Raw genomic sequence first — 17,186 nt, forward strand, 5'->3', positions numbered from 1 at the left:
GGCACTCACATAGCGATATGGGCTCTAATCGGCAAGCGGATGATGCTCGTTGACCAGTTTCATCAGCCTTTCTTCGAGCACATGGGTGTAGATTTGGGTGGTCGAAATGTCGGAATGGCCTAGCAATTGCTGGACTGCGCGCAGGTCGGCGCCGTTCTGCAAGAGGTGGCTGGCAAAGGCGTGGCGCAGCACGTGCGGCGAGATTTTCGCCGAGGCGATGCCAGCGCGTGCGGCCAGTCCCTTCAGATCGCGGGCGAAAACCTGGCGGGGCAGATGGCCGCTTTCCGATGCCGCCGGAAACAGGAACGGGCTCTCGACCAGCCTGGCGTCGCGGTTGCGCTCGGCGAGCCAGACGCGCATCGCCTCGCGCGCCTTGGCCGACAGCGGCACCATGCGCTCCTTGTCGCCCTTGCCACGCACGATGAAGAAGCGCTCGTCGCGCAGCGCCACCGTCAGCGGCAGGCTGACAAGTTCGGAGACGCGCAGGCCGGTGGCGTAGAGCACTTCGACGAGCGCATGCATCCGCGCTGCAGCCAACCTGTCGCCGTCGACAGGGGCGGCGGCCTCGGCGGCCGCGCGGTCGAGCAGGCTCCCGGTTTCGGCCTCGCTCATTGTCTTGGGCAGCGGCCGGTCTTTCCTCGGACTGTCGAGAATGCCGGTCGGGTCGTCGCCGCGCATGCCTTCGGCATAGAGGAATCGGAAGAACTGGCGCAGCGCCGAGAGCTTGCGCGCCTGCGTGGTGGCGGCAAAGCCGCGGCTGGCGATATCGTCGAGATAGCCGCGTATGCCTTCCGCGTCGGCGCCGGCAAGGCGGCCGCCTAGATGTTCCGAGGCATCCTCGAGGTCGCGGCGATAGCTTGAAAGCGTATTGTCAGCCGCGCCGCGCTCGGCGCTCATCATTTCGAGAAAGGCCTCGATGCGCGCGGCGCTGCTCATTTCTTCGGCGCGAGTTTTTCCGGCGGGACCCGGACGGTGATCTCCGCCTTCTTCGGCTCGACGAACATCACCAGCGCGAACATGGCGCCGTAGGCGATGCCCGCCAGGACTGCGAGCGTGACAAGGAACCGGAAAAGCGTCGGCATCGATTTGTTCGCCCGTCTGCCCCTGGATCGCGATATCAGTGAGTCGTGTGCCCTTATGGGATGCGGTTTGCGCCATTTCAAGGGCGGGAGCGCCCCATGCGCTTGACGCAACGGGGCTTTTCATGTCGATACGCCGACAAAAGGCAAGCCATGACACCCATCCTGCAGAACCCTTCTCCCGAAGCTTCCGGCGCGGCGCTGCTCGAACGGCTCGGCACGCGCTCGATCGTGTTCGTCGGACTGATGGGCGCGGGCAAGACGGCGATCGGCCGCAAAGTCGCCCAGGCGCTCGGCCTCGGCTTCATCGACAGCGACCACGAGATCGAAAGCGTGTCGCGCATGACCATCCCCGAACTGTTCGAGCGCTACGGCGAGGCCGAGTTCCGAGCCTTGGAACAGCGCGTCATCGGGCGCGTGCTGGAGAGCGGTCCGCAGGTGCTGTCGACGGGCGGCGGCGCTTTCATGAACGAGCAGACGCGCGCGGCGATTGCAGCACACGGCATCTCGATCTGGCTCAAGGCCGATCTCGACCTGTTGATGGATCGGGTCGCCAAGAAACAGAACCGGCCGTTGCTGCAGAATGCCGACCCGCGCGGCGTCCTGGCCAAGCTGATGGACGAGCGCTACCCGGTCTACGCTCTTGCTGACCTCACGGTGCAAACCCGCGATGACCGCAAGGAAGCGATTGCCGGCGAAGTCATCGAAGCACTGTGCAGTCACTTCGGGTTGCCCTGCAAGATACGCGTCTCGGAGGATCACGAATGAACGAAAGCGCACATGTAACGGTCGAGGTCGGGCTCGGCGACCGCGCCTATGACATCCTGATCGGTCCGGGGCTGATCGCGCGCGGTGCGGAACTGATCCGCCGACGCCTGCCCAAGGCGCGTGCGGCGATCGTCACCGACGAGAATGTCGCGCAAGCCCATCTCGAACCGCTGGTGGAAAGCCTGAAAGCCGCGGGCGATGATCCCGCGGTGATCAAGTTGCCGGCCGGCGAAAAGACGAAAAGCTTCGATTCGCTGCAGACGGTGGTCGATGAAATCCTTGCAGCCCGACTCGAACGCGGCGATGCGGTGATCGCGCTCGGCGGCGGCGTCATCGGCGACCTGACCGGCTTTGCCGCCGGCATCGTGCGTCGTGGCATGAACTTCGTGCAGATGCCGACCTCGCTGCTCGCCCAGGTCGATTCCTCGGTCGGCGGCAAGACCGGCATCAACAGCCCGCGCGGCAAGAACCTGATCGGTGTGTTCCATCAGCCGAAGCTGGTGCTGGCCGATACCGCAGCACTCGACACGCTTTCCGTGCGCGAGTTCCGGGCAGGTTATGCCGAGGTCGCCAAATACGGCCTGATCGACCGGCCGGAGTTCTTCGCATGGCTGGAGAAGAACTGGCGCGAGGTTTTCGAAGGGGGACCGGCGCGCACCGAGGCGATCGCGCAATCCTGCCGCGCCAAGGCCGACGTGGTCGCCCGCGACGAGTTCGAGACCGGCGACCGGGCATTGCTCAATCTCGGCCATACCTTCGGTCACGCGCTCGAAGCGGCAACCGCCTATGACGGATCACGGCTGGTGCATGGCGAGGGCGTCGCCATCGGCATGGCGCTGGCGCATCGCTTCTCGGCCCGGCTGAACCTCGCGAGCCCTGACGATGCGGCTCGTGTCGAGGCGCATCTGCGCGATGTCGGCTTGCCTTGGCGCATGGCCGACATTCCCGGCAGCCTGCCCGACGCCGAAGCGCTGTTGGGCTACATCGCCCAGGACAAGAAGGTGTCGCGCGGTGCGCTGACTTTCATCCTGACGCGCGGCATCGGCCAGTCCTTCATCGCCAAGGACGTGCCTGCATCGGAAGTGCTCACCTTCCTCAAGGAGAATCACCCGGGATGATGGCGGCCGGCTGGATCGTTGCCGGGGTTTTGGCGGGGCTTGTCCTGCTGCTGCTGGCGTTCCGCGACCGCCTGCTCGCTGTCCTCGGCTATGAACTGATCGCCTTGACGCCGCAGCGCTCCGCTCATGACGAGCTGCGCGGCGCGGTCGACGAGCTGCACCGCGACGGTCAGGTGGTCAAACAGGACCGCGACCAGGTCGGCGGCCTGCTCGACCTGCACGAGCTCGAAGTCTCCGACGTCATGGTCCATCGCACCAACATGCGGCTGTTCAATGCCGATATCGCGCCCGAAGCGCTGGTGCGCGAATTGCTGCAGAGCCCCTATACGCGCATGCCGCTGTGGCGCGGGTCGATCGACAACATCGTCGGCGTCATCCATGCCAAGGACCTGCTGCGCGCGCTCAACGACGTCGAGGGCGACTACTCGAAGATCGACGTGGTCAAGGTCGCCTCGAAGCCCTGGTTCGTGCCCGACACGACGACGCTGCAGGATCAGCTCAACGCCTTCCTGCGCCGCAAGGCACATTTCGCCATCGTCGTCGACGAATATGGCGAGGTCGAAGGGCTGGTGACGCTCGAAGATATCATCGAGGAGATCGTCGGCGAGATCGCCGACGAGCACGACGTCGATATCCAGGGCGTCAAGCAGGAAGCGGATGGCTCGGTGGTTGTCGACGGCTCGGTACCGATCCGTGACCTCAATCGTGCCCTCGACTGGCACCTGCCCGACGAGGAGGCGACGACCATTGCCGGCCTAGTCATCCACGAGGCGCAGTCGATCCCCGAGGAAAAGCAGGCGTTTACCTTCCACGGCAAGCGCTTCATCGTCATGAAACGCGACAAGAACCGCCTGGCGCGGATCAGGATCCGGCCGGCAGGGGTGGAGCCGCAGCCGGGGCTAACATCGTCGAAATAATGATGTGCAGATTCCGCAGATAGAGGGTGTCGCCCTACCTACCAGCGCGTCGCTTCGCCCGGTGCCGCCGGCTCGATGGCCAGCGCGTGCAGCCCTGCCTTCAGTTCGGCGGCGAGCGCGTCGTTGACGGCGCGGTGGCGGTCGATGCGGCTCATGCCGGCAAAAGCGGGTGAAACGATGCGGATGCGAAAATGCGTCTCGCCGGTACCGTCGAATGTCACATGGTGGCCAGACTCGACATGATGATGGCCGGCATGCAGGTGGCTCTCGTTGATGACGAGCAGCCGCTCTGGCGAAAATGCCTGGTTCAGCTTCGTTTCGATCGTCGCATGTATGGACATCGCTTCTGCCTTTCACCACATGTGTCTTCGCCGCAACCAATCATCGCCCTTGGGCGCAATTGGGCCGCAAATCAGGCGTTAGGGCGAACATCCCGGAAATGTCAATTCTTGTTTCGCCGCGCCATCAGGCGGTAAATGTAATCAGATGAAGCCGAACTCGAAATATTTCGACAAGATCCGCGTCCGTCCCGATCCGGAGGCGGAGGTCAAGTCGCGCGCGCCGATCTGCCAATGGGACGGCTGCAAGGAACCCGGCACGCACCGTGCGCCGGTCGGGCGCATGCGCGAGGGCGAATATTTCCGGTTCTGCTTCGACCACGTGCGCGAGTACAACAAGGGCTTCAACTATTTTTCCGGTCTCGCCGACGGCGATATCGCCCGCTTCCAGAAGGAAGCGCTGACCGGACATCGGCCGACCTGGACCATCGGGACCAATGGCGCGGCCCGCTCGGCGCCCGATTTCGCCCAGCAGCGCTCGGGCCGTGCCGGCTACTACAACCGCATGCGCGATCCCCACAGCATGTTCGGCGATCATGGCACACCGCGCCAGCGCAAGGCCAAGCCGCTGGAGGCCAAAGCGCTGGAGACGCTCGGGCTCGATACGAAGGCCAGCGGAGCCGACATCAAGGCCCGCTACAAGGAACTGGTGAAACGCCACCACCCCGACGCCAATGGCGGCGATCGCGGCTCGGAAGAGCGCTTCAGGGACGTGCTTCAGGCCTATCGCGTGCTCAAGCAGGCGGGATTGTGTTGAGCCAGCCGCGGCCGCGGCCCATTTCCAACTTTCTTCTTGCTGGAAAAGGCTTTAAGACCGCCCCCGAAGAAATTTTCGATTGCCGGCGTAGCTGAGGCTTCGCGCGTGGAGACGTCATGAACAAGGTCGATCGCGACATTGCCAACCTGCCTGACACGACGGTGTCGGTGAAAGACACTTTCGGTTTCGACTCGAAGATGGTCGTGCCGGCCTATTCGGTCGCCAGCGAGCATGTGCCTGACATCGATCCCGACTATCTGTTCGACAAGGCCACCACGATGGCGATCCTTGCCGGCTTCGCCTACAACCGCCGCGTCATGGTGTCGGGCTATCACGGCACCGGCAAGTCGACCCATATCGAGCAGGTCGCCGCCCGCCTCAACTGGCCGATGGTCCGCGTCAACCTCGACAGCCATGTCAGCCGTATCGACCTCGTCGGCAAGGACGCGATCGTCGTCAAGGAAGGCATGCAGGTCACCGAATTCCGCGACGGTATCCTCCCCTGGGCCTATCAGCACAATGTCGCGCTGTGCTTCGACGAATACGATGCCGGCCGTCCGGACGTGATGTTCGTGATCCAGCGCGTGCTCGAATCGTCGGGCCGCCTGACATTGCTCGACCAGAGCCGCGTCATCCGTCCACACCCGGCTTTCCGCCTGTTCGCCACCGCCAACACTGTCGGCCTCGGCGACACCACCGGCCTCTATCACGGCACCCAGCAGATCAACCAGGCACAGATGGACCGCTGGTCGATCGTGACGACGCTGAACTACCTGCCGCACGACAACGAGGTGGCGATCGTCATTGCCAAGGCCAAGCACTATCGCGACGCCAAGGGCAAGGAGATCGTCAACAAGATGGTCCGCGTTGCCGACATGACGCGTTCGGCCTTCATCAATGGCGACCTATCGACGGTGATGAGCCCGCGCACGGTCATCACCTGGGCCGAAAACGCCGAGATCTTCAACGATGTCGGCATGGCCTTCAGGCTGACTTTCCTCAACAAGTGCGACGAACTCGAGCGCTCGGTGGTAGCTGAATTCTATCAGCGCGCCTTTGGCGAGGACCTGCCCGAATCGGCCGCAAACGTCGTTCTAGGATAAGAACAGGCTCAGATGGCGGGGCCAGGCGACAACACGCGCAACAAATCCAAGACGGGCTCGGAAGCCGACAGCTTCAAGCGCGCGATGACCGTCTGCATGCGCGCCATTTCCGGCGACAACGAGTTAGAGGTGGCCTTCGCCAAGGAGCGGCCGGCGCTCGCCGGCAACCGCGCCCGCTTGCCGGAACTGCCCAAGAAGGCCTCGGCCGGCGATATCGCTGTTACCCGCGGTCTCGGCGATTCGATGGCGCTCAAGCGCGCCCTCCACGACAACCGTACCCATGCCAAATTGGCGCCCGAGGGCAAGCAGGCGCGCGCCGTTTATGACGCCGTCGAGCAAGCTCGCGTCGAGGCGATCGGCAGCCGCGCCATGACAGGCGTGGCCGACAACATTTCCTCGATGCTCGAGGACAAATACGCCAAGGCCAATCTAGCCGAAGTCACCGAACAGTCGGAAGCTCCACTCGAGGAAGCGCTGGCGCTGATCGTGCGCGAAAAGCTGACCGGCCGCCCCGTGCCGAAGAGCGGCCAGCGCATGGTCGAGCTGTGGCGCAAGTGGGTGGAGGACAAGGCCGGCGCCGATCTCTCGCATCTGGCGCAGAATCTCGGCGACCAGCAGGCCTTTGCCCGCGTCGTGCGCGAAATGCTGGCCTCGCTGGAAATGGCCGAAGAACTCGGGGACGACAAGGAAACCGAGGACGAAGAGAACCAGGACGACGACCAACCCGAGGGCGAGGAGCAGAGCGAAGAGGGCGGCGACGACGATTCCGGCAGTGAGGATTCGCAATCCGACGATGCCGAATCTTCCGCCGAAGAGGAGCCGAGCGGCGAGATGGAGGCGTCCGACGCCACCTCCGACGACATGTCCGACGACGACGATGTCGATTCGGAAACGCCTGGAGAGGCGCGCCGCCAGGACAATCCCTTCGCCAACCTGCCCAGGGAAATCGACTACAAGGTCTTCACCGCCGCCTTCGACGAGACGGTGGGGGCAGAGGATTTGTGCGACGAGGACGAGCTTGATCGCCTGCGCGCCTTCCTCGACAAGCAGCTTTCCAATCTCCAGGGCGTGGTCGGCCGTCTCGCCAATCGCCTGCAGCGCCGCCTGATGGCGCAGCAGAACCGTTCCTGGGACTTCGACCTGGAAGAGGGCTATCTCGATCCCGCTCGCCTCGTGCGCGTCGTCATCGACCCGATGCAGCCGCTGTCGTTCAAGCAGGAGCGCGACACCAAGTTCCGCGATACCGTGGTCACGTTGGTGCTCGACAATTCCGGCTCGATGCGCGGCCGGCCGATCACGGTTGCCGCCACCTGCGCCGACATTCTGGCGCGCACGCTCGAGCGTTGCGGCGTCTCGGTCGAGATTCTCGGCTTCACCACCCGCGCCTGGAAGGGCGGACAGTCGCGCGAGAAGTGGCTCAAGGACGGCAAGCCTGCCAATCCCGGCCGCCTCAACGACCTGCGCCACATCATCTACAAGAGCGCCGACGCGCCGTGGCGGCGTGCGCGCCGCAATCTCGGCCTGATGATGCGCGAGGGCCTGCTCAAGGAAAACATCGACGGCGAGGCGTTGCTGTGGGCGCACCAGCGCCTGATCGCTCGGCCCGAGCAGCGCAAGATCCTGATGATGATCTCCGACGGCGCGCCCGTTGACGACTCGACGCTGTCGGTGAACCCCGGCAACTATCTGGAGCGTCACCTTCGTGCCGTCATCGACCTGATCGAGACGCGCTCGCCGGTCGAACTGCTTGCCATCGGCATCGGCCATGACGTCACCCGCTACTACCGCCGGGCCGTCACCATCGTCGATGCCGAAGAACTGGCCGGTGCGATGACCGAGCAGCTTGCTTCGCTGTTTGGCGAGGAAAGCGCGCGTGAGACGCGCCGCGGCGGCTTCCGGCGCGCCGGATGACTTCTGTCGCTGCCCGATTGCGGCATGTTGCCAGCGCGGCTTTGGCGGCGCTGGTGCTGTCTTCACTGACCGGTGCTTCCATTGCCGAAGTTCCTGCCGTCGAAGCGATGGAAATCTCGGCCCGGCCGATCACCGAGTTCCAGATCGGACGCGCAGAGAAGATGTTCGGCCCGCTCGAATTCGTTGGCGGACTTGAACTCACCTCGTCGTCGCGCAATCTCGGTGGCCTGTCGGCCTTCCGTTTCCTCGAGCCGGGCAGCGATTTCATCGGCGTCGCCGACACCGGCTACTGGTTCTTTGGCAGCATCGTCCGCGATGGCGAACTGCGGCCTGCGGGCATCGAGAATTTCCGCATGGTGCAGATGGTCGACGCCTCGGGCCATGCCATCGACAAGAAGTGGCTGGCTGACGCCGAGGGCCTCGCTGTCAAGGACGGCATCGCAACCGTCGGCTTCGAGCGAGACCATCGCGTCTCCCAGTTCCGCATCGACCCGAGCAACATGAAAGCGGCCTTCCGCGAACTCGACTTTCTGGTGCCGCGCAACGAGCTGCGCCAGAACCGCGGTTTCGAGACCGTCGCCTATTCGGCGCAGAAGCAAAGCCTGGTGGTGGTTTCCGAAAAGAGCCTCGATCCGGCCGGCAACATCCTTGCCGCCATCATCGAGGGGCCGGGCAAGGGCATCTTCACCGTCGTGCGCGACGGCGCGTTCGACATCACCGATGGCGCCTTCCTGCCCGATGGCGACCTGCTGCTGCTGGAGCGCAGCTTCTCGATAGCTTCAGGGGTGAAGATGCGGCTGCGTCGCATCGAGGGCGAGAGCATCGCCAAGGGCAAGGTCGCCGATGGCTCGATCCTGTTCGAAGCCAACATGAGCTACCAGATCGACAACATGGAAGGCCTCGACGTCTGGCAGCGCCAGGACGGCGCGCTGATGGTGTCGCTGATCTCCGACGACAACCATTCGATCCTGCAGCGCAATCTCTACCTGGAATTCATCCTGCACGACGACTGAACCGCGGGTTCCCGTACCCTTTCAGGGACAGGCTATCGCATGGCGATGCCTTCAGGAGCTTCACCGACCTTGCACCCCCACCCCTGGCTCCTCCCGCTCGCGGGGTAGGGGCTCCAGATGCGATTGCCCTGCCCACGAGGGGGCTGGCGACGCGTCGGCACCAGCAACTCTCCGCACAACGCAAAAAAAGCGAGGGGTCCTTCAACCCCTCGCTGCCCGTAACTTGTGACCTTCGGGGTGTCCTCCCCCTTGTGTCGAATGCGATCAGGCTGCCAGCGTCGTTGCGCCAGCCTGCGTGTAGTTGCGGCCGAAGCGGTTGGAGAGGAAGGCGTCGAGCGCGATGTCTTCCTGGCGTACGAAGCCCTTCTGCGGCAGCGCGCCGGTGGCCAGCATGTCGAGCACCGAGCAGATGCCGGACGCCGTGGTGATCTGGATGGCGCTGCGGACCGTCGAGCCCATCTGGCGGCTGTAGATCTTGTTGGCGTAGCTTTCCTGCAGCAGCCGGCCGTCCTTGCGGCCGCTGACGGTGACGAAGATCACCACCACGTCCTGCATCGTCGCCGGCAGGGCGTTCTCCAGGATGTCCTTCAGCACCTCGCGGCGATGGCGCAGGCCGAGGTCGTTGAGCAGCGCCTTCATGATCGAGGCGTGGCCGGGGTAGCGGATGGTGCGATAGTTCAGCGTGCGCACCTTGCCCTTGTAGGTTTCGCAGAGCGTGCCGAGGCCGCCAGAGGTGTTGAAGGCCTCATAGGTGATGCCGTCGAGCGAAAACTCCTCGCGCTCTTCCAGCGGCGGCACCTCGATCAGCTGGCCTTCGACGATTGCTTCGCAGGGCTCGCAATACTCGTTGATGACGCCGTCGGTGCTCCAGGTCAGGTTGTAGTTGAGCGCATTCGACGGATACTGCGGCAGCGCGCCGACGCGCATGCGCACGCTTTCCAGCGTGTCGAATCGCTTGGCAAGATCGTTGGCGACAATCGAGATGAAGCCCGGCGCCAGTCCGCACTGCGGGATGAAGGTGCTGTTGGCCTTGGCTGCCAGTTCCTTGACGACTCGGGTCGAGGCGACGTCCTCGGTCAGGTCGAGATAGTGCACGCCGGTCTTGGCGGCAGCTTCGGCGATGCGCGTGGTGAGATGGAAGGGGGCGGCCGACAGCACGGCAAACTTGCCGGCAAGAACCGTGTCCAGCGCGCCGGCCTCGCCGATCTCGACCCTCTTCGTCTCGACATTGCCGGCAACGTCGATCGCGTCGAGCTGGGCCTGCGCGCGGTCGACTACGGTCACCTTGTAGTCGCCGGTCTCGGCCAGCATGCCGGAGATGGTCGAGCCGATCTTGCCTGCGCCTACGACGATGATTTCCTTCATGGCCTGTCCCCTTGAAATGCAATGATGGCATTTTGTACTTCTACGTCTCGTCGAAAGGCAGTATCGATATTGCCGAAAAGACGAGCCGTTTTTGGCGAAACGACGAATGGATGCGTCATAATGACGAACGATCCCGACCGGGCCCTGCTCGCCCTGCTGCGCGAGAACGCGCGGGCCTCGGCCGCCGAGCTGGCGCGCCGACTCGGCGTGTCCAGAACGACCGTGCAAAGCCGCATCGAGCGGCTGGAACAGCGGGGGGTGATATCAGGCTACAGCGTCAGGCTGTCGCGGGATTACGAGAAGAATCTGGTCAGGGCGCACATTCTGGTGACGGCGCAGCCCAAGGTGTCGGCTGCGGTTGAAGCCGTCCTGCGTCGCATCCCCGAGGTCAGGACGCTGCATTCGGTCAGCGGCAATTTCGACATGATCGTTGTCGTCGAAGCACCTTCGGTGCAAGACCTCGACCAGTTGATCGACCGCATCGGTGCGCTCGACGGCGTCGAACGCACGCTGTCGTCGATTATCCTGTCGACGCGTATCGACAGGTAGGCAAGAGGCCTGTCAGTTCGTAGCCAGGGCCGGCTGCGACCAACGGGCAGCGATCAGCCGGTAGGGGATCAGCGCGAAGACGGCGATCAAAAGCTTCATCGTCATGTCGCCGAGCGCCCAAGACACCCAGCGTGCGGCTTCCGTGGGCAGCATGCCGAACAGGGGGGCTGCTTCGAGCGCGAAGGCGTCGTCGGGGCCCAGCAGGGCGAAGGTGGCCGAGAACGCGATGCCGAAGAAAATCATCGTGTCGAACACCGAGCCGACCAGCGTGCCGAAGATCGGCGCGCGCCACCAGCTTTGCCGGCGCAGCCAGTTGAAGACGGTAACGTCGAGCAGCTGCGCGGTCAGGAAGGCGGCGCCAGAGGCGACGGCGATGCGGGCGAGGCGCGATGCTGCCGTGTCGAAGGGAATCAGGCCGTAGCTGAACAGCAGCGGCGGAATGACGATGGAGCAGACGACCGCGGTCATGAAGCCGACGAAGACGATTCGCCGTGCCATCTTCGGGCCATGCAGGCGGTTGGCGAGGTCTGTGACCAGGAAGGCGAAGGGGTAGGTGAAGGCGCCCCAGGTGAGGATGTCGGCAAGTGCCAGAGATCCGACCTGCCCCTGCACGGGGAACTGGACGAGGATATTGGAGGCGACGACGACAAGCGCCATGGCCGCCACGAAAGGCAGATAACGAGAACCGGAGTTCATTTTTTTATCCTGGGTGATGGAACCAGCTTTACGGGCAGTGCCCGGGCTTTTGGGCGGAGCCTCTGTCGTCCTTGCGGTCGCTAGAGGCTCCAGGCGGTCGTCCCCCGCCCTGATTCGCAGATTAGGCGGCAGCCTGCTCAACGGTCTTCTTGGCGATCTGCTTCTTGAGCAGACGGGCGCGCTGCGACAGTTCCTCAGCGTCGGCCTTGGCCAGGAAGGCGTCGAGGCCGCCGCGATGCTCGACCGAACGGAGCGCTGCAGCGGAAATGCGCAGGCGAACGTTCTGGTTCAGCACTTCCGAGATCAGCGTGACGTTGACCAGGTTCGGCAGGAAGCGACGACGGGTCTTGTTGTTGGCGTGGCTCACATTGTTGCCGGTCATGACGGCTTTGCCGGTGAGTTCGCAAGCGCGGGACATGTTACTTACCTTCAGTTCTGGCGGACCAAGCGGCTGTTTACGCACCGATTAAGGATGGCGCGCAGTCTCAGTCAGGCGGCCTCATGGAAAAAGTTGGCGTTCCATAGGTGTATTTCGCAGACGCGTCAAGCGCCACCGTGGTTTGAGAGCGTTGTCCCCAGTTCCACAGAACGGCCCGATTTGCTTCTATAACCGCTGTCGAGGGACGCGACCAGCCTGAAACCCGGTTTCTCTGCTGCATTGGAGGTATTGCAACGAATGCGTCGCCATATGCCTGTCCTGCTCGCCTTCACCCTCGCCGTCTTGCCTGCGCCGGCACCGGCGGCTGAAGGAACTTTCCGCGCCGACTATTCGCTGTCCTTCCTCGGCATCCCGGTCGCCACTGCGACATTCGACAGCAGCTACGACGGGCAATCCTATTCGGTGAACGGCAAGGTAGCGAGCGCTGGACTTGCCGCCTTCTTTGACGACACCAAGGGGACGATCTCTTCGCGCGGCAGTTTTGCCGACGGGCGCACCCGCCCGGAGGCCTTCCGCGCCGACTATGTCTCGGGCAAGAAGGCCTCGCTCGTCGACGTCCGATTCTCTGGCGACCGGGTAACCCATACCGAGGTCGTGCCGAAGCCCAAGAAGCGCGGAAAGACCTGGATACCGCTCGGCCCCGACGACCTCCGCGCCGTGGCCGATCCCATCGCCGCGACGATCATCCGCGCGCCCAGCCTCGACAAGGTCTGCGGTCGGACGATCAAGATGTATGATGGCGAGTTGCGCGCCAACCTCAAGCTCACCCCAGTGTCTACCGGCGAGATGTCGGTCAAGGGCTTCAAGGGCCAGACGGTCACCTGCCGGATGGGTTTCCAGCCGGTGTCGGGCTATCGCAGCAACAAGAAGGCGCTCACCTTCCTCAGGGATCGCAGTCGAATCATGGTGACGTTTGCGCCAATCGGCGAAACCGGAGTATATGCGCCCATCTATGCCACCGTCGGCACGGAGATCGGCCCGATCACCCTCAAGGCGCGGCGTTTCGAAGCGACCAATTGAGGCGCCAGCGCGCCGGGAGAGTGAAGTGGGGCGCGCAACACTGATCGGCTTTTCGGCGGTCGCCATGTGGGCGACGCTGGCATTGCTCACCGATGCATCGGGTTCGGTGCCGCCGTTCCTCATGTCGGCCATCACCTTTGCCATTGGCACTTGCGTCGGTCTCGTCGCCAGGCTGTTCATGCCAGCGGCCGAAAAGCCGGCGAAGATCCCGCCGCAGGTCTGGGTCATCGGCATCGCCGGCCTGTTTGGCTATCATTTCTTTTACTTCACCGCACTGCGCAACGCGCCGGCCGTCGAGGCCAGCCTGATCGCCTATCTCTGGCCGCTGTTCATCGTGCTCGGATCGGCGCTGATGCCGGGCGAACGGCTGCGCTGGAACCACATTGCGGGTGCGCTGATGGGGCTCGCCGGCACGTTCCTGATCGTCACCAAGGGCGGGGGGCTTGCCTTCGACGCCCGCTACAGCTTCGGCTATGCCATGGCCTTCGTCTGCGCCTTCCTGTGGTCGGGCTATTCGCTTTTGTCGCGGCGCTTCCCATCGGTGCCGACGTCAATCGTCACCTGGTTCTGCCTGGCGACTTCGATTCTCTCCCTTGTCTGCCACCTGGCGCTTGAGGAGACGATCCTGCCGGCCAATTCTGGCCAGTGGCTCGCCGTGCTCGGCCTCGGCCTGATGCCGGTGGGTGCGGCCTTCTATGCCTGGGACATCGGCGTCAAGCGCGGCAACATCCAGGTGCTGGGGGCGGCGAGCTATGCCGCGCCGCTACTGTCGACATTGGTACTCATCGCGGCCGGTTTCGCCGAGCCGTCCTTGCGCATCCTTGCCGCCTGCGTGCTCATCACCGGTGGCGCGGTGCTTGCGGCCAAGTCGCTGATCTTCGCCAAGCGTTCATCGCCCGCGACCAACGGGGCAGGAGCCTAACCCGGCTCCCAGCCGGGCACCGCCAATTCGAACTGCGAGAATTCAAAGCCGGGCGACACCGTGCAGCCGACCAGCGTCCAGTCGCCCAGGCTGCGCGCGGTCTGCCACCAGCCAGCCGGTACGACCACCTGCGGCCGCTCGCCGGCGGCGAGGTCGATGCCGAGCAGTTGCGAGACGATGCCGCCGCCCGGTTCATGTAATTTGAGTTCGATCGGCGCGCCGGCATGGAAATGCCAGATCTCGGCAGCGTCCCTGACGCGGTGCCAGGCCGAGACATCGCCATGCTCGAGCAGGAAGTAGATCGCCGTCGAATGGCCACGCTCGCCAAAGGCGCCGCCTTCGGGGTTGTCGCGGAAGGTCTCGGCATACCATCCCCCCTCGGGGTGGCGAATCATGCCAAGCGTAGCGATGATTTCCGCGGCCAGCATGTTCAGAAATTGTCCTTGCGCCTGCGAATCTCGGCGAAGACCTCGACATCGGATGCTTTTTCCATGCCGAGATGCTTCCTGATGGCCGGATCGGCCCAGCGCAGGAACGGGTTGGTGGCTAGCTCCTCGCCAATCGTCGTCGGCAGCGTCGGCTTGCCCTCGGCGCGCAGGGCCTCGACCTTTGCTGCACGTGCCTGCAAGGCAGCGTTGTCCGGATCGACGGTCAGCGCGAAACGGGCGTTGGAGAGCGTGTATTCGTGACCGCAATAGATCGCCGTGTCGGCGGGCAGGGCGGCAAGCTTCTTCAGCGATTCGAACATCACCGGCGCCGGGCGCTCGAACAGTCGCCCGCAGCCCATGGCAAACAGCGTATCTGCGGTGAAGGCCGCCTTGGCCTTCGGCAGATGGTAGCAGACATGGCCGGCGGTATGGCCGGGGGTGGAGATCACTTCGATGCGTTCCTCGCCAAAGGGAATGACCGAGCCTTCCTCGACGGTGTCGTCGATGCCGGGAATCTTGTCTCGCTCGGCCTCCGGGCCGATGATGCGCAGCTTGTAGCGTCGTTTGAGCGCCAGATTGGCCTCGACATGGTCGCCATGGTGGTGCGTGATCAGGAGCATCGATGGCGTCCAGCCGCTATGGGTGATCGCATCGATGATCGGCGCCTCCTCGGGCGCATCGATGATCGCGGTCTCGCCGCTGTCGCGGTCGTGCAGCAGCGCGCCGAAATTGTCGGTGCGGCACATGAAAAGCTTGATCTCGACAGGCATCGCAAAATCTCCGTTCCCTGAAAGACGATAGGGCGGGCACGCCCCCCTGTCACGCCATTTGGGTCACGCTGGTAGGGGATGTGCGCATGGTCGTTGAAGTCTCTGCCGGCGAGCGCTACCGTTCGAGCCATGAATTCCGATATCGTCGACCTTCGCTCCTTCTACTCGACACCGCTGGGGCGTCTCGCCGAGCACTCCATTGCCATGGCGCTGTCGTCCGTGTGGGGCAGCGTGCCCAACGAACGGCTGGTTGGCCTGGGTTACACCCTGCCGTGGCTGGACCGTTTCGGTGTCGATGCCGAGAGAGTCTTTGCCTTCATGCCGGCTACTCAGGGTGCCGTTGCCTGGCCGAGCGAGGGGCCGTCCTCCACTGCTTTGGTGTTCGACGAGGAACTGCCGCTGGTCGATTCTTCCATCGACCGGATGCTGCTCGTCCACTCGCTCGAACATGCCGAAAACCCGCGCGAGACGCTGAAGGAGATCTGGCGCGTGCTTTCGCCCGCCGGGCGCATCGTCATCGTCGTGCCCAACCGGCGCGGCGTCTGGGCGCGGTTCGAGCACACGCCCTTCGGCACTGGCCGGCCATTTTCGAGCGGTCAGCTCAACGAGCTGCTGCGCGAGGCCAATTTCACCGTGGCGTCTTGGTCGGATGCCCTGCATTTCCCGCCGTCGCGGCGCAAATGGATGATGCGTTTCGACCATCTGTTCGAACGCGCCGGCCGCCGGTTCTGGCCGATCTTCTCCGGCGTGATCGTGGTCGAGGCACAGAAGCGCGTCTATCAGGGTGTTCCGGTGACACAGCGCGCCTCGCGTCGCGTCTTCGTACCTGTCCTGTCGCCGTCTGGCGCAACGCGCGGTTTCCCGGCGCTGCGCCGGTCTCCTGACGATATGGGCGAGACAGGGACGCCTTCGACGCCATGATCCTGCCCGGGGCCTTCAAATGCCCTCTTTCAATTCCTAAATGGGCTAGGCGGAGGCCGACCCGCCGGCAACGGCGACAATCTTGGGAATCATCCAGCTGACCGACGTCATCATCCACGAAAGGCGCACCGCGCAGCGGTCGAAGGACAAGCGCGCGATGCTGATCGTCAATCCGCGCGCGCGCCGCGGTACCGGCTCGATCGTCGCTGCCAGGCGGGTGCTGGAAGATGCCGGCCTTGTCATCGAGGAAATGGCAACCAGCAAGGACGAAAACGCCTCCGAGCTGATTGCGCGCCATGCTGACCATTTCGATATGGCAATCGTCGGCGGCGGCGACGGCACGCTCAACAATGCTGCCGCTGGCCTTGCCTATTCCGGCTTGACCCTTGGCGTGCTGCCACTGGGTACGGCCAACGACTTTGCCCGCACGATGGGCATCCCGGCCGATCCTGTGCAGGCGGCTGAGATCATCGCCGCTGGCCACCAGAAGACCGTCGACCTCGGCGAGGTCAACGGCCACCTCTTCTTCAACGTTGCCAGCATCGGTTTCAGCGCGGAACTGGCGGCAGAACTGACGGAGCACGCCAAGAAACGCTGGGGCACACTGGGCTATGCCATCGTTGCCGCGCGTCTGCTGATGCGCTCGCGCCTGTTCACCGCCCATGTCGACCACGACGGCACCACCGAGGAGATCCACACCATGCAGGTGTCGGTCGGCAATGGTCGCCACTATGGCGGCGGCATGACGGTGGAGGAAACGGCCACCGCCGATGATGGCTGGCTCGATCTCTACAGCCTCGAGGTTGACCACTGGTGGCGCCTGCTCAGGCTGTTGCCCAGCTTGAGACGGGGCACGCAGGGGCAGTGGGATGACGTCCGCGCCTTCAAGACCACGGAGGTGACGATCCGCACCAAGCGGCCACGGCCGGTCAACACCGATGGCGAACTGGTCACCTGGACACCGGCGCATTTCCGCATCCGGCCGAAGTCGGTGCGCGTGTTCGCACCGAAAGGCTGATCGCGCCACCCCGTGCGGGGCCCCGTTCACGACCTTGTTTGGGTTCCCTGCGAT

The 17,186-nt window shown here is 64.0% G+C and carries 20 protein-coding genes; 12 read left to right on the top strand and 8 right to left on the bottom strand.

Annotated features, from left to right (window positions below):
• Positions 1 to 24 precede the first annotated feature (24 nt).
• Together ABSY17_RS06465 and ABSY17_RS06470 are read right to left on the bottom strand one after the other, a co-directional pair.
• On the bottom strand, positions 25 to 936 hold the full coding sequence (locus ABSY17_RS06465) for a site-specific tyrosine recombinase XerD (protein WP_378948188.1): 912 nt from the start codon (positions 934 to 936) through the stop codon (positions 25 to 27).
• Positions 933 to 1,082, bottom strand: a complete 150-nt coding sequence (locus ABSY17_RS06470; RefSeq protein ID WP_378948191.1) for a histidine kinase — start codon at positions 1,080 to 1,082, stop codon at positions 933 to 935. The genes ABSY17_RS06465 and ABSY17_RS06470 overlap by 4 nt, the downstream gene beginning before the upstream one ends.
• A 150-nt stretch (positions 1,083 to 1,232) precedes the next feature.
• Here ABSY17_RS06470 and ABSY17_RS06475 point away from each other — a divergent pair, with 150 nt between their 5' ends.
• The 3 genes from ABSY17_RS06475 to ABSY17_RS06485 are packed head-to-tail and all read left to right on the top strand — an operon-like array spanning position 1,233 to position 3,882.
• Positions 1,233 to 1,847, top strand: a complete 615-nt coding sequence (locus ABSY17_RS06475) for a shikimate kinase (protein ID WP_378948193.1) — start codon at positions 1,233 to 1,235, stop codon at positions 1,845 to 1,847.
• Positions 1,844 to 2,965 (top strand): 3-dehydroquinate synthase, encoded by a 1,122-nt coding sequence (gene aroB, locus ABSY17_RS06480; protein WP_378948196.1) that lies wholly within the window; start codon positions 1,844 to 1,846, stop codon positions 2,963 to 2,965. The genes ABSY17_RS06475 and aroB overlap by 4 nt, the downstream gene beginning before the upstream one ends.
• Positions 2,965 to 3,882, top strand: a complete 918-nt coding sequence (locus tag ABSY17_RS06485) for an HlyC/CorC family transporter (protein WP_378952480.1) — start codon at positions 2,965 to 2,967, stop codon at positions 3,880 to 3,882. Before aroB ends, ABSY17_RS06485 begins: the two co-directional genes overlap by 1 nt.
• A gap of 38 nt (positions 3,883 to 3,920) precedes the next feature.
• On the opposite strand, the gene ABSY17_RS06490 is transcribed toward ABSY17_RS06485, so the two are convergent.
• Positions 3,921 to 4,223, bottom strand: a complete 303-nt coding sequence (locus tag ABSY17_RS06490) for a BolA family protein (protein WP_378948199.1) — start codon at positions 4,221 to 4,223, stop codon at positions 3,921 to 3,923.
• A gap of 145 nt (positions 4,224 to 4,368) precedes the next feature.
• On the opposite strand from ABSY17_RS06490, the gene ABSY17_RS06495 reads away from it, so the two are divergent.
• The 4 genes from ABSY17_RS06495 to ABSY17_RS06510 all read left to right on the top strand — a co-directional run bounded on the left by ABSY17_RS06495 (position 4,369) and on the right by ABSY17_RS06510 (position 9,004).
• Entirely contained in the window at positions 4,369 to 4,977 is a 609-nt protein-coding gene (locus tag ABSY17_RS06495) for a J domain-containing protein (protein WP_378948201.1), read from the top strand.
• 116 nt (positions 4,978 to 5,093) lie between these two features.
• On the top strand, positions 5,094 to 6,080 hold the full coding sequence (cobS, locus tag ABSY17_RS06500; protein WP_378948204.1) for a cobaltochelatase subunit CobS: 987 nt from the start codon (positions 5,094 to 5,096) through the stop codon (positions 6,078 to 6,080).
• 12 nt (positions 6,081 to 6,092) lie between these two features.
• Complete coding sequence (cobT, locus tag ABSY17_RS06505) at positions 6,093 to 7,991, top strand: cobaltochelatase subunit CobT (protein WP_378948207.1); 1,899 nt, start codon at positions 6,093 to 6,095, stop codon at positions 7,989 to 7,991.
• Positions 7,988 to 9,004, top strand: coding sequence for an esterase-like activity of phytase family protein (locus ABSY17_RS06510; RefSeq protein WP_378948210.1), 1,017 nt, complete (start codon positions 7,988 to 7,990; stop codon positions 9,002 to 9,004). Before cobT ends, ABSY17_RS06510 begins: the two co-directional genes overlap by 4 nt.
• Before the next feature lie 264 nt (positions 9,005 to 9,268).
• Here the strand turns inward: ABSY17_RS06510 and ABSY17_RS06515 are convergent, their stop codons facing one another.
• Positions 9,269 to 10,369, bottom strand: a complete 1,101-nt coding sequence (locus tag ABSY17_RS06515) for a saccharopine dehydrogenase C-terminal domain-containing protein (protein WP_378948213.1) — start codon at positions 10,367 to 10,369, stop codon at positions 9,269 to 9,271.
• Positions 10,370 to 10,489: 120 nt separating this feature from the next.
• On the opposite strand from ABSY17_RS06515, the gene ABSY17_RS06520 reads away from it, so the two are divergent.
• Positions 10,490 to 10,918, top strand: coding sequence for an Lrp/AsnC family transcriptional regulator (locus ABSY17_RS06520; RefSeq protein WP_378948215.1), 429 nt, complete (start codon positions 10,490 to 10,492; stop codon positions 10,916 to 10,918).
• 12 nt (positions 10,919 to 10,930) lie between these two features.
• On the opposite strand, the gene ABSY17_RS06525 is transcribed toward ABSY17_RS06520, so the two are convergent.
• Positions 10,931 to 11,614 (bottom strand): queuosine precursor transporter, encoded by a 684-nt coding sequence (locus ABSY17_RS06525; RefSeq protein ID WP_378948217.1) that lies wholly within the window; start codon positions 11,612 to 11,614, stop codon positions 10,931 to 10,933.
• A 121-nt stretch (positions 11,615 to 11,735) separates the two neighbouring features.
• Positions 11,736 to 12,032: a 50S ribosomal protein L28 gene (gene rpmB, locus ABSY17_RS06530; RefSeq protein WP_378948219.1), complete on the bottom strand. Its 297-nt coding sequence runs from the start codon at positions 12,030 to 12,032 to the stop codon at positions 11,736 to 11,738.
• Positions 12,033 to 12,290: 258 nt separating this feature from the next.
• On the opposite strand from rpmB, the gene ABSY17_RS06535 reads away from it, so the two are divergent.
• Entirely contained in the window at positions 12,291 to 13,073 is a 783-nt protein-coding gene (locus ABSY17_RS06535) for a DUF3108 domain-containing protein (RefSeq protein ID WP_378948222.1), read from the top strand.
• A gap of 25 nt (positions 13,074 to 13,098) precedes the next feature.
• Positions 13,099 to 13,995, top strand: a complete 897-nt coding sequence (locus ABSY17_RS06540; RefSeq protein ID WP_378948225.1) for a DMT family transporter — start codon at positions 13,099 to 13,101, stop codon at positions 13,993 to 13,995.
• Here the strand turns inward: ABSY17_RS06540 and ABSY17_RS06545 are convergent.
• Positions 13,992 to 14,423, bottom strand: coding sequence for a cupin domain-containing protein (locus tag ABSY17_RS06545; protein WP_378948228.1), 432 nt, complete (start codon positions 14,421 to 14,423; stop codon positions 13,992 to 13,994). The two genes, ABSY17_RS06540 and ABSY17_RS06545, sit on opposite strands and share 4 nt — an antisense overlap.
• 2 nt (positions 14,424 to 14,425) lie before the next feature.
• Positions 14,426 to 15,193: a hydroxyacylglutathione hydrolase gene (gene gloB / locus ABSY17_RS06550; RefSeq protein WP_378948230.1), complete on the bottom strand. Its 768-nt coding sequence runs from the start codon at positions 15,191 to 15,193 to the stop codon at positions 14,426 to 14,428.
• A 129-nt stretch (positions 15,194 to 15,322) separates the two neighbouring features.
• Here gloB and ABSY17_RS06555 point away from each other — a divergent pair, with 129 nt between their 5' ends.
• Together ABSY17_RS06555 and ABSY17_RS06560 are read left to right on the top strand one after the other, a co-directional pair.
• The gene (locus ABSY17_RS06555; protein WP_378948233.1) at positions 15,323 to 16,114 is read left to right on the top strand and encodes a class I SAM-dependent methyltransferase; all 792 of its coding nucleotides are present in this window, start codon (positions 15,323 to 15,325) and stop codon (positions 16,112 to 16,114) included.
• 157 nt (positions 16,115 to 16,271) lie between these two features.
• Positions 16,272 to 17,132, top strand: coding sequence for a lipid kinase (locus tag ABSY17_RS06560; protein WP_378952483.1), 861 nt, complete (start codon positions 16,272 to 16,274; stop codon positions 17,130 to 17,132).
• The last annotated feature ends 54 nt before the right edge of the window (positions 17,133 to 17,186 follow it).

This window comes from Mesorhizobium sp. ANAO-SY3R2, assembly GCF_042466635.1.
Taxonomy (GTDB): Bacteria; Pseudomonadota; Alphaproteobacteria; order Rhizobiales; family Rhizobiaceae; genus Aminobacter.

Bases quoted from the DNA above. Each gene is read 5' to 3' on its own strand.
- ABSY17_RS06465 (WP_378948188.1), bottom strand. From the start codon at position 936: ATGAGCAGCGCCGCGCGCATCGAGGCCTTTCTCGAAATGATGAGCGCC.
- ABSY17_RS06470 (WP_378948191.1), bottom strand. From the start codon at position 1,082: ATGCCGACGCTTTTCCGGTTCCTTGTCACGCTCGCAGTCCTGGCGGGC.
- ABSY17_RS06475 (WP_378948193.1), top strand. From the start codon at position 1,233: ATGACACCCATCCTGCAGAACCCTTCTCCCGAAGCTTCCGGCGCGGCG.
- aroB (WP_378948196.1), top strand. From the start codon at position 1,844: ATGAACGAAAGCGCACATGTAACGGTCGAGGTCGGGCTCGGCGACCGC.
- ABSY17_RS06485 (WP_378952480.1), top strand. From the start codon at position 2,965: ATGGCGGCCGGCTGGATCGTTGCCGGGGTTTTGGCGGGGCTTGTCCTG.
- ABSY17_RS06490 (WP_378948199.1), bottom strand. From the start codon at position 4,223: ATGTCCATACATGCGACGATCGAAACGAAGCTGAACCAGGCATTTTCG.
- ABSY17_RS06495 (WP_378948201.1), top strand. From the start codon at position 4,369: ATGAAGCCGAACTCGAAATATTTCGACAAGATCCGCGTCCGTCCCGAT.
- cobS (WP_378948204.1), top strand. From the start codon at position 5,094: ATGAACAAGGTCGATCGCGACATTGCCAACCTGCCTGACACGACGGTG.
- cobT (WP_378948207.1), top strand. From the start codon at position 6,093: ATGGCGGGGCCAGGCGACAACACGCGCAACAAATCCAAGACGGGCTCG.
- ABSY17_RS06510 (WP_378948210.1), top strand. From the start codon at position 7,988: ATGACTTCTGTCGCTGCCCGATTGCGGCATGTTGCCAGCGCGGCTTTG.
- ABSY17_RS06515 (WP_378948213.1), bottom strand. From the start codon at position 10,369: ATGAAGGAAATCATCGTCGTAGGCGCAGGCAAGATCGGCTCGACCATC.
- ABSY17_RS06520 (WP_378948215.1), top strand. From the start codon at position 10,490: ATGACGAACGATCCCGACCGGGCCCTGCTCGCCCTGCTGCGCGAGAAC.
- ABSY17_RS06525 (WP_378948217.1), bottom strand. From the start codon at position 11,614: ATGAACTCCGGTTCTCGTTATCTGCCTTTCGTGGCGGCCATGGCGCTT.
- rpmB (WP_378948219.1), bottom strand. From the start codon at position 12,032: ATGTCCCGCGCTTGCGAACTCACCGGCAAAGCCGTCATGACCGGCAAC.
- ABSY17_RS06535 (WP_378948222.1), top strand. From the start codon at position 12,291: ATGCGTCGCCATATGCCTGTCCTGCTCGCCTTCACCCTCGCCGTCTTG.
- ABSY17_RS06545 (WP_378948228.1), bottom strand. From the start codon at position 14,423: ATGCTGGCCGCGGAAATCATCGCTACGCTTGGCATGATTCGCCACCCC.
- gloB (WP_378948230.1), bottom strand. From the start codon at position 15,193: ATGCCTGTCGAGATCAAGCTTTTCATGTGCCGCACCGACAATTTCGGC.
- ABSY17_RS06555 (WP_378948233.1), top strand. From the start codon at position 15,323: ATGAATTCCGATATCGTCGACCTTCGCTCCTTCTACTCGACACCGCTG.
- ABSY17_RS06560 (WP_378952483.1), top strand. From the start codon at position 16,272: ATGCTGATCGTCAATCCGCGCGCGCGCCGCGGTACCGGCTCGATCGTC.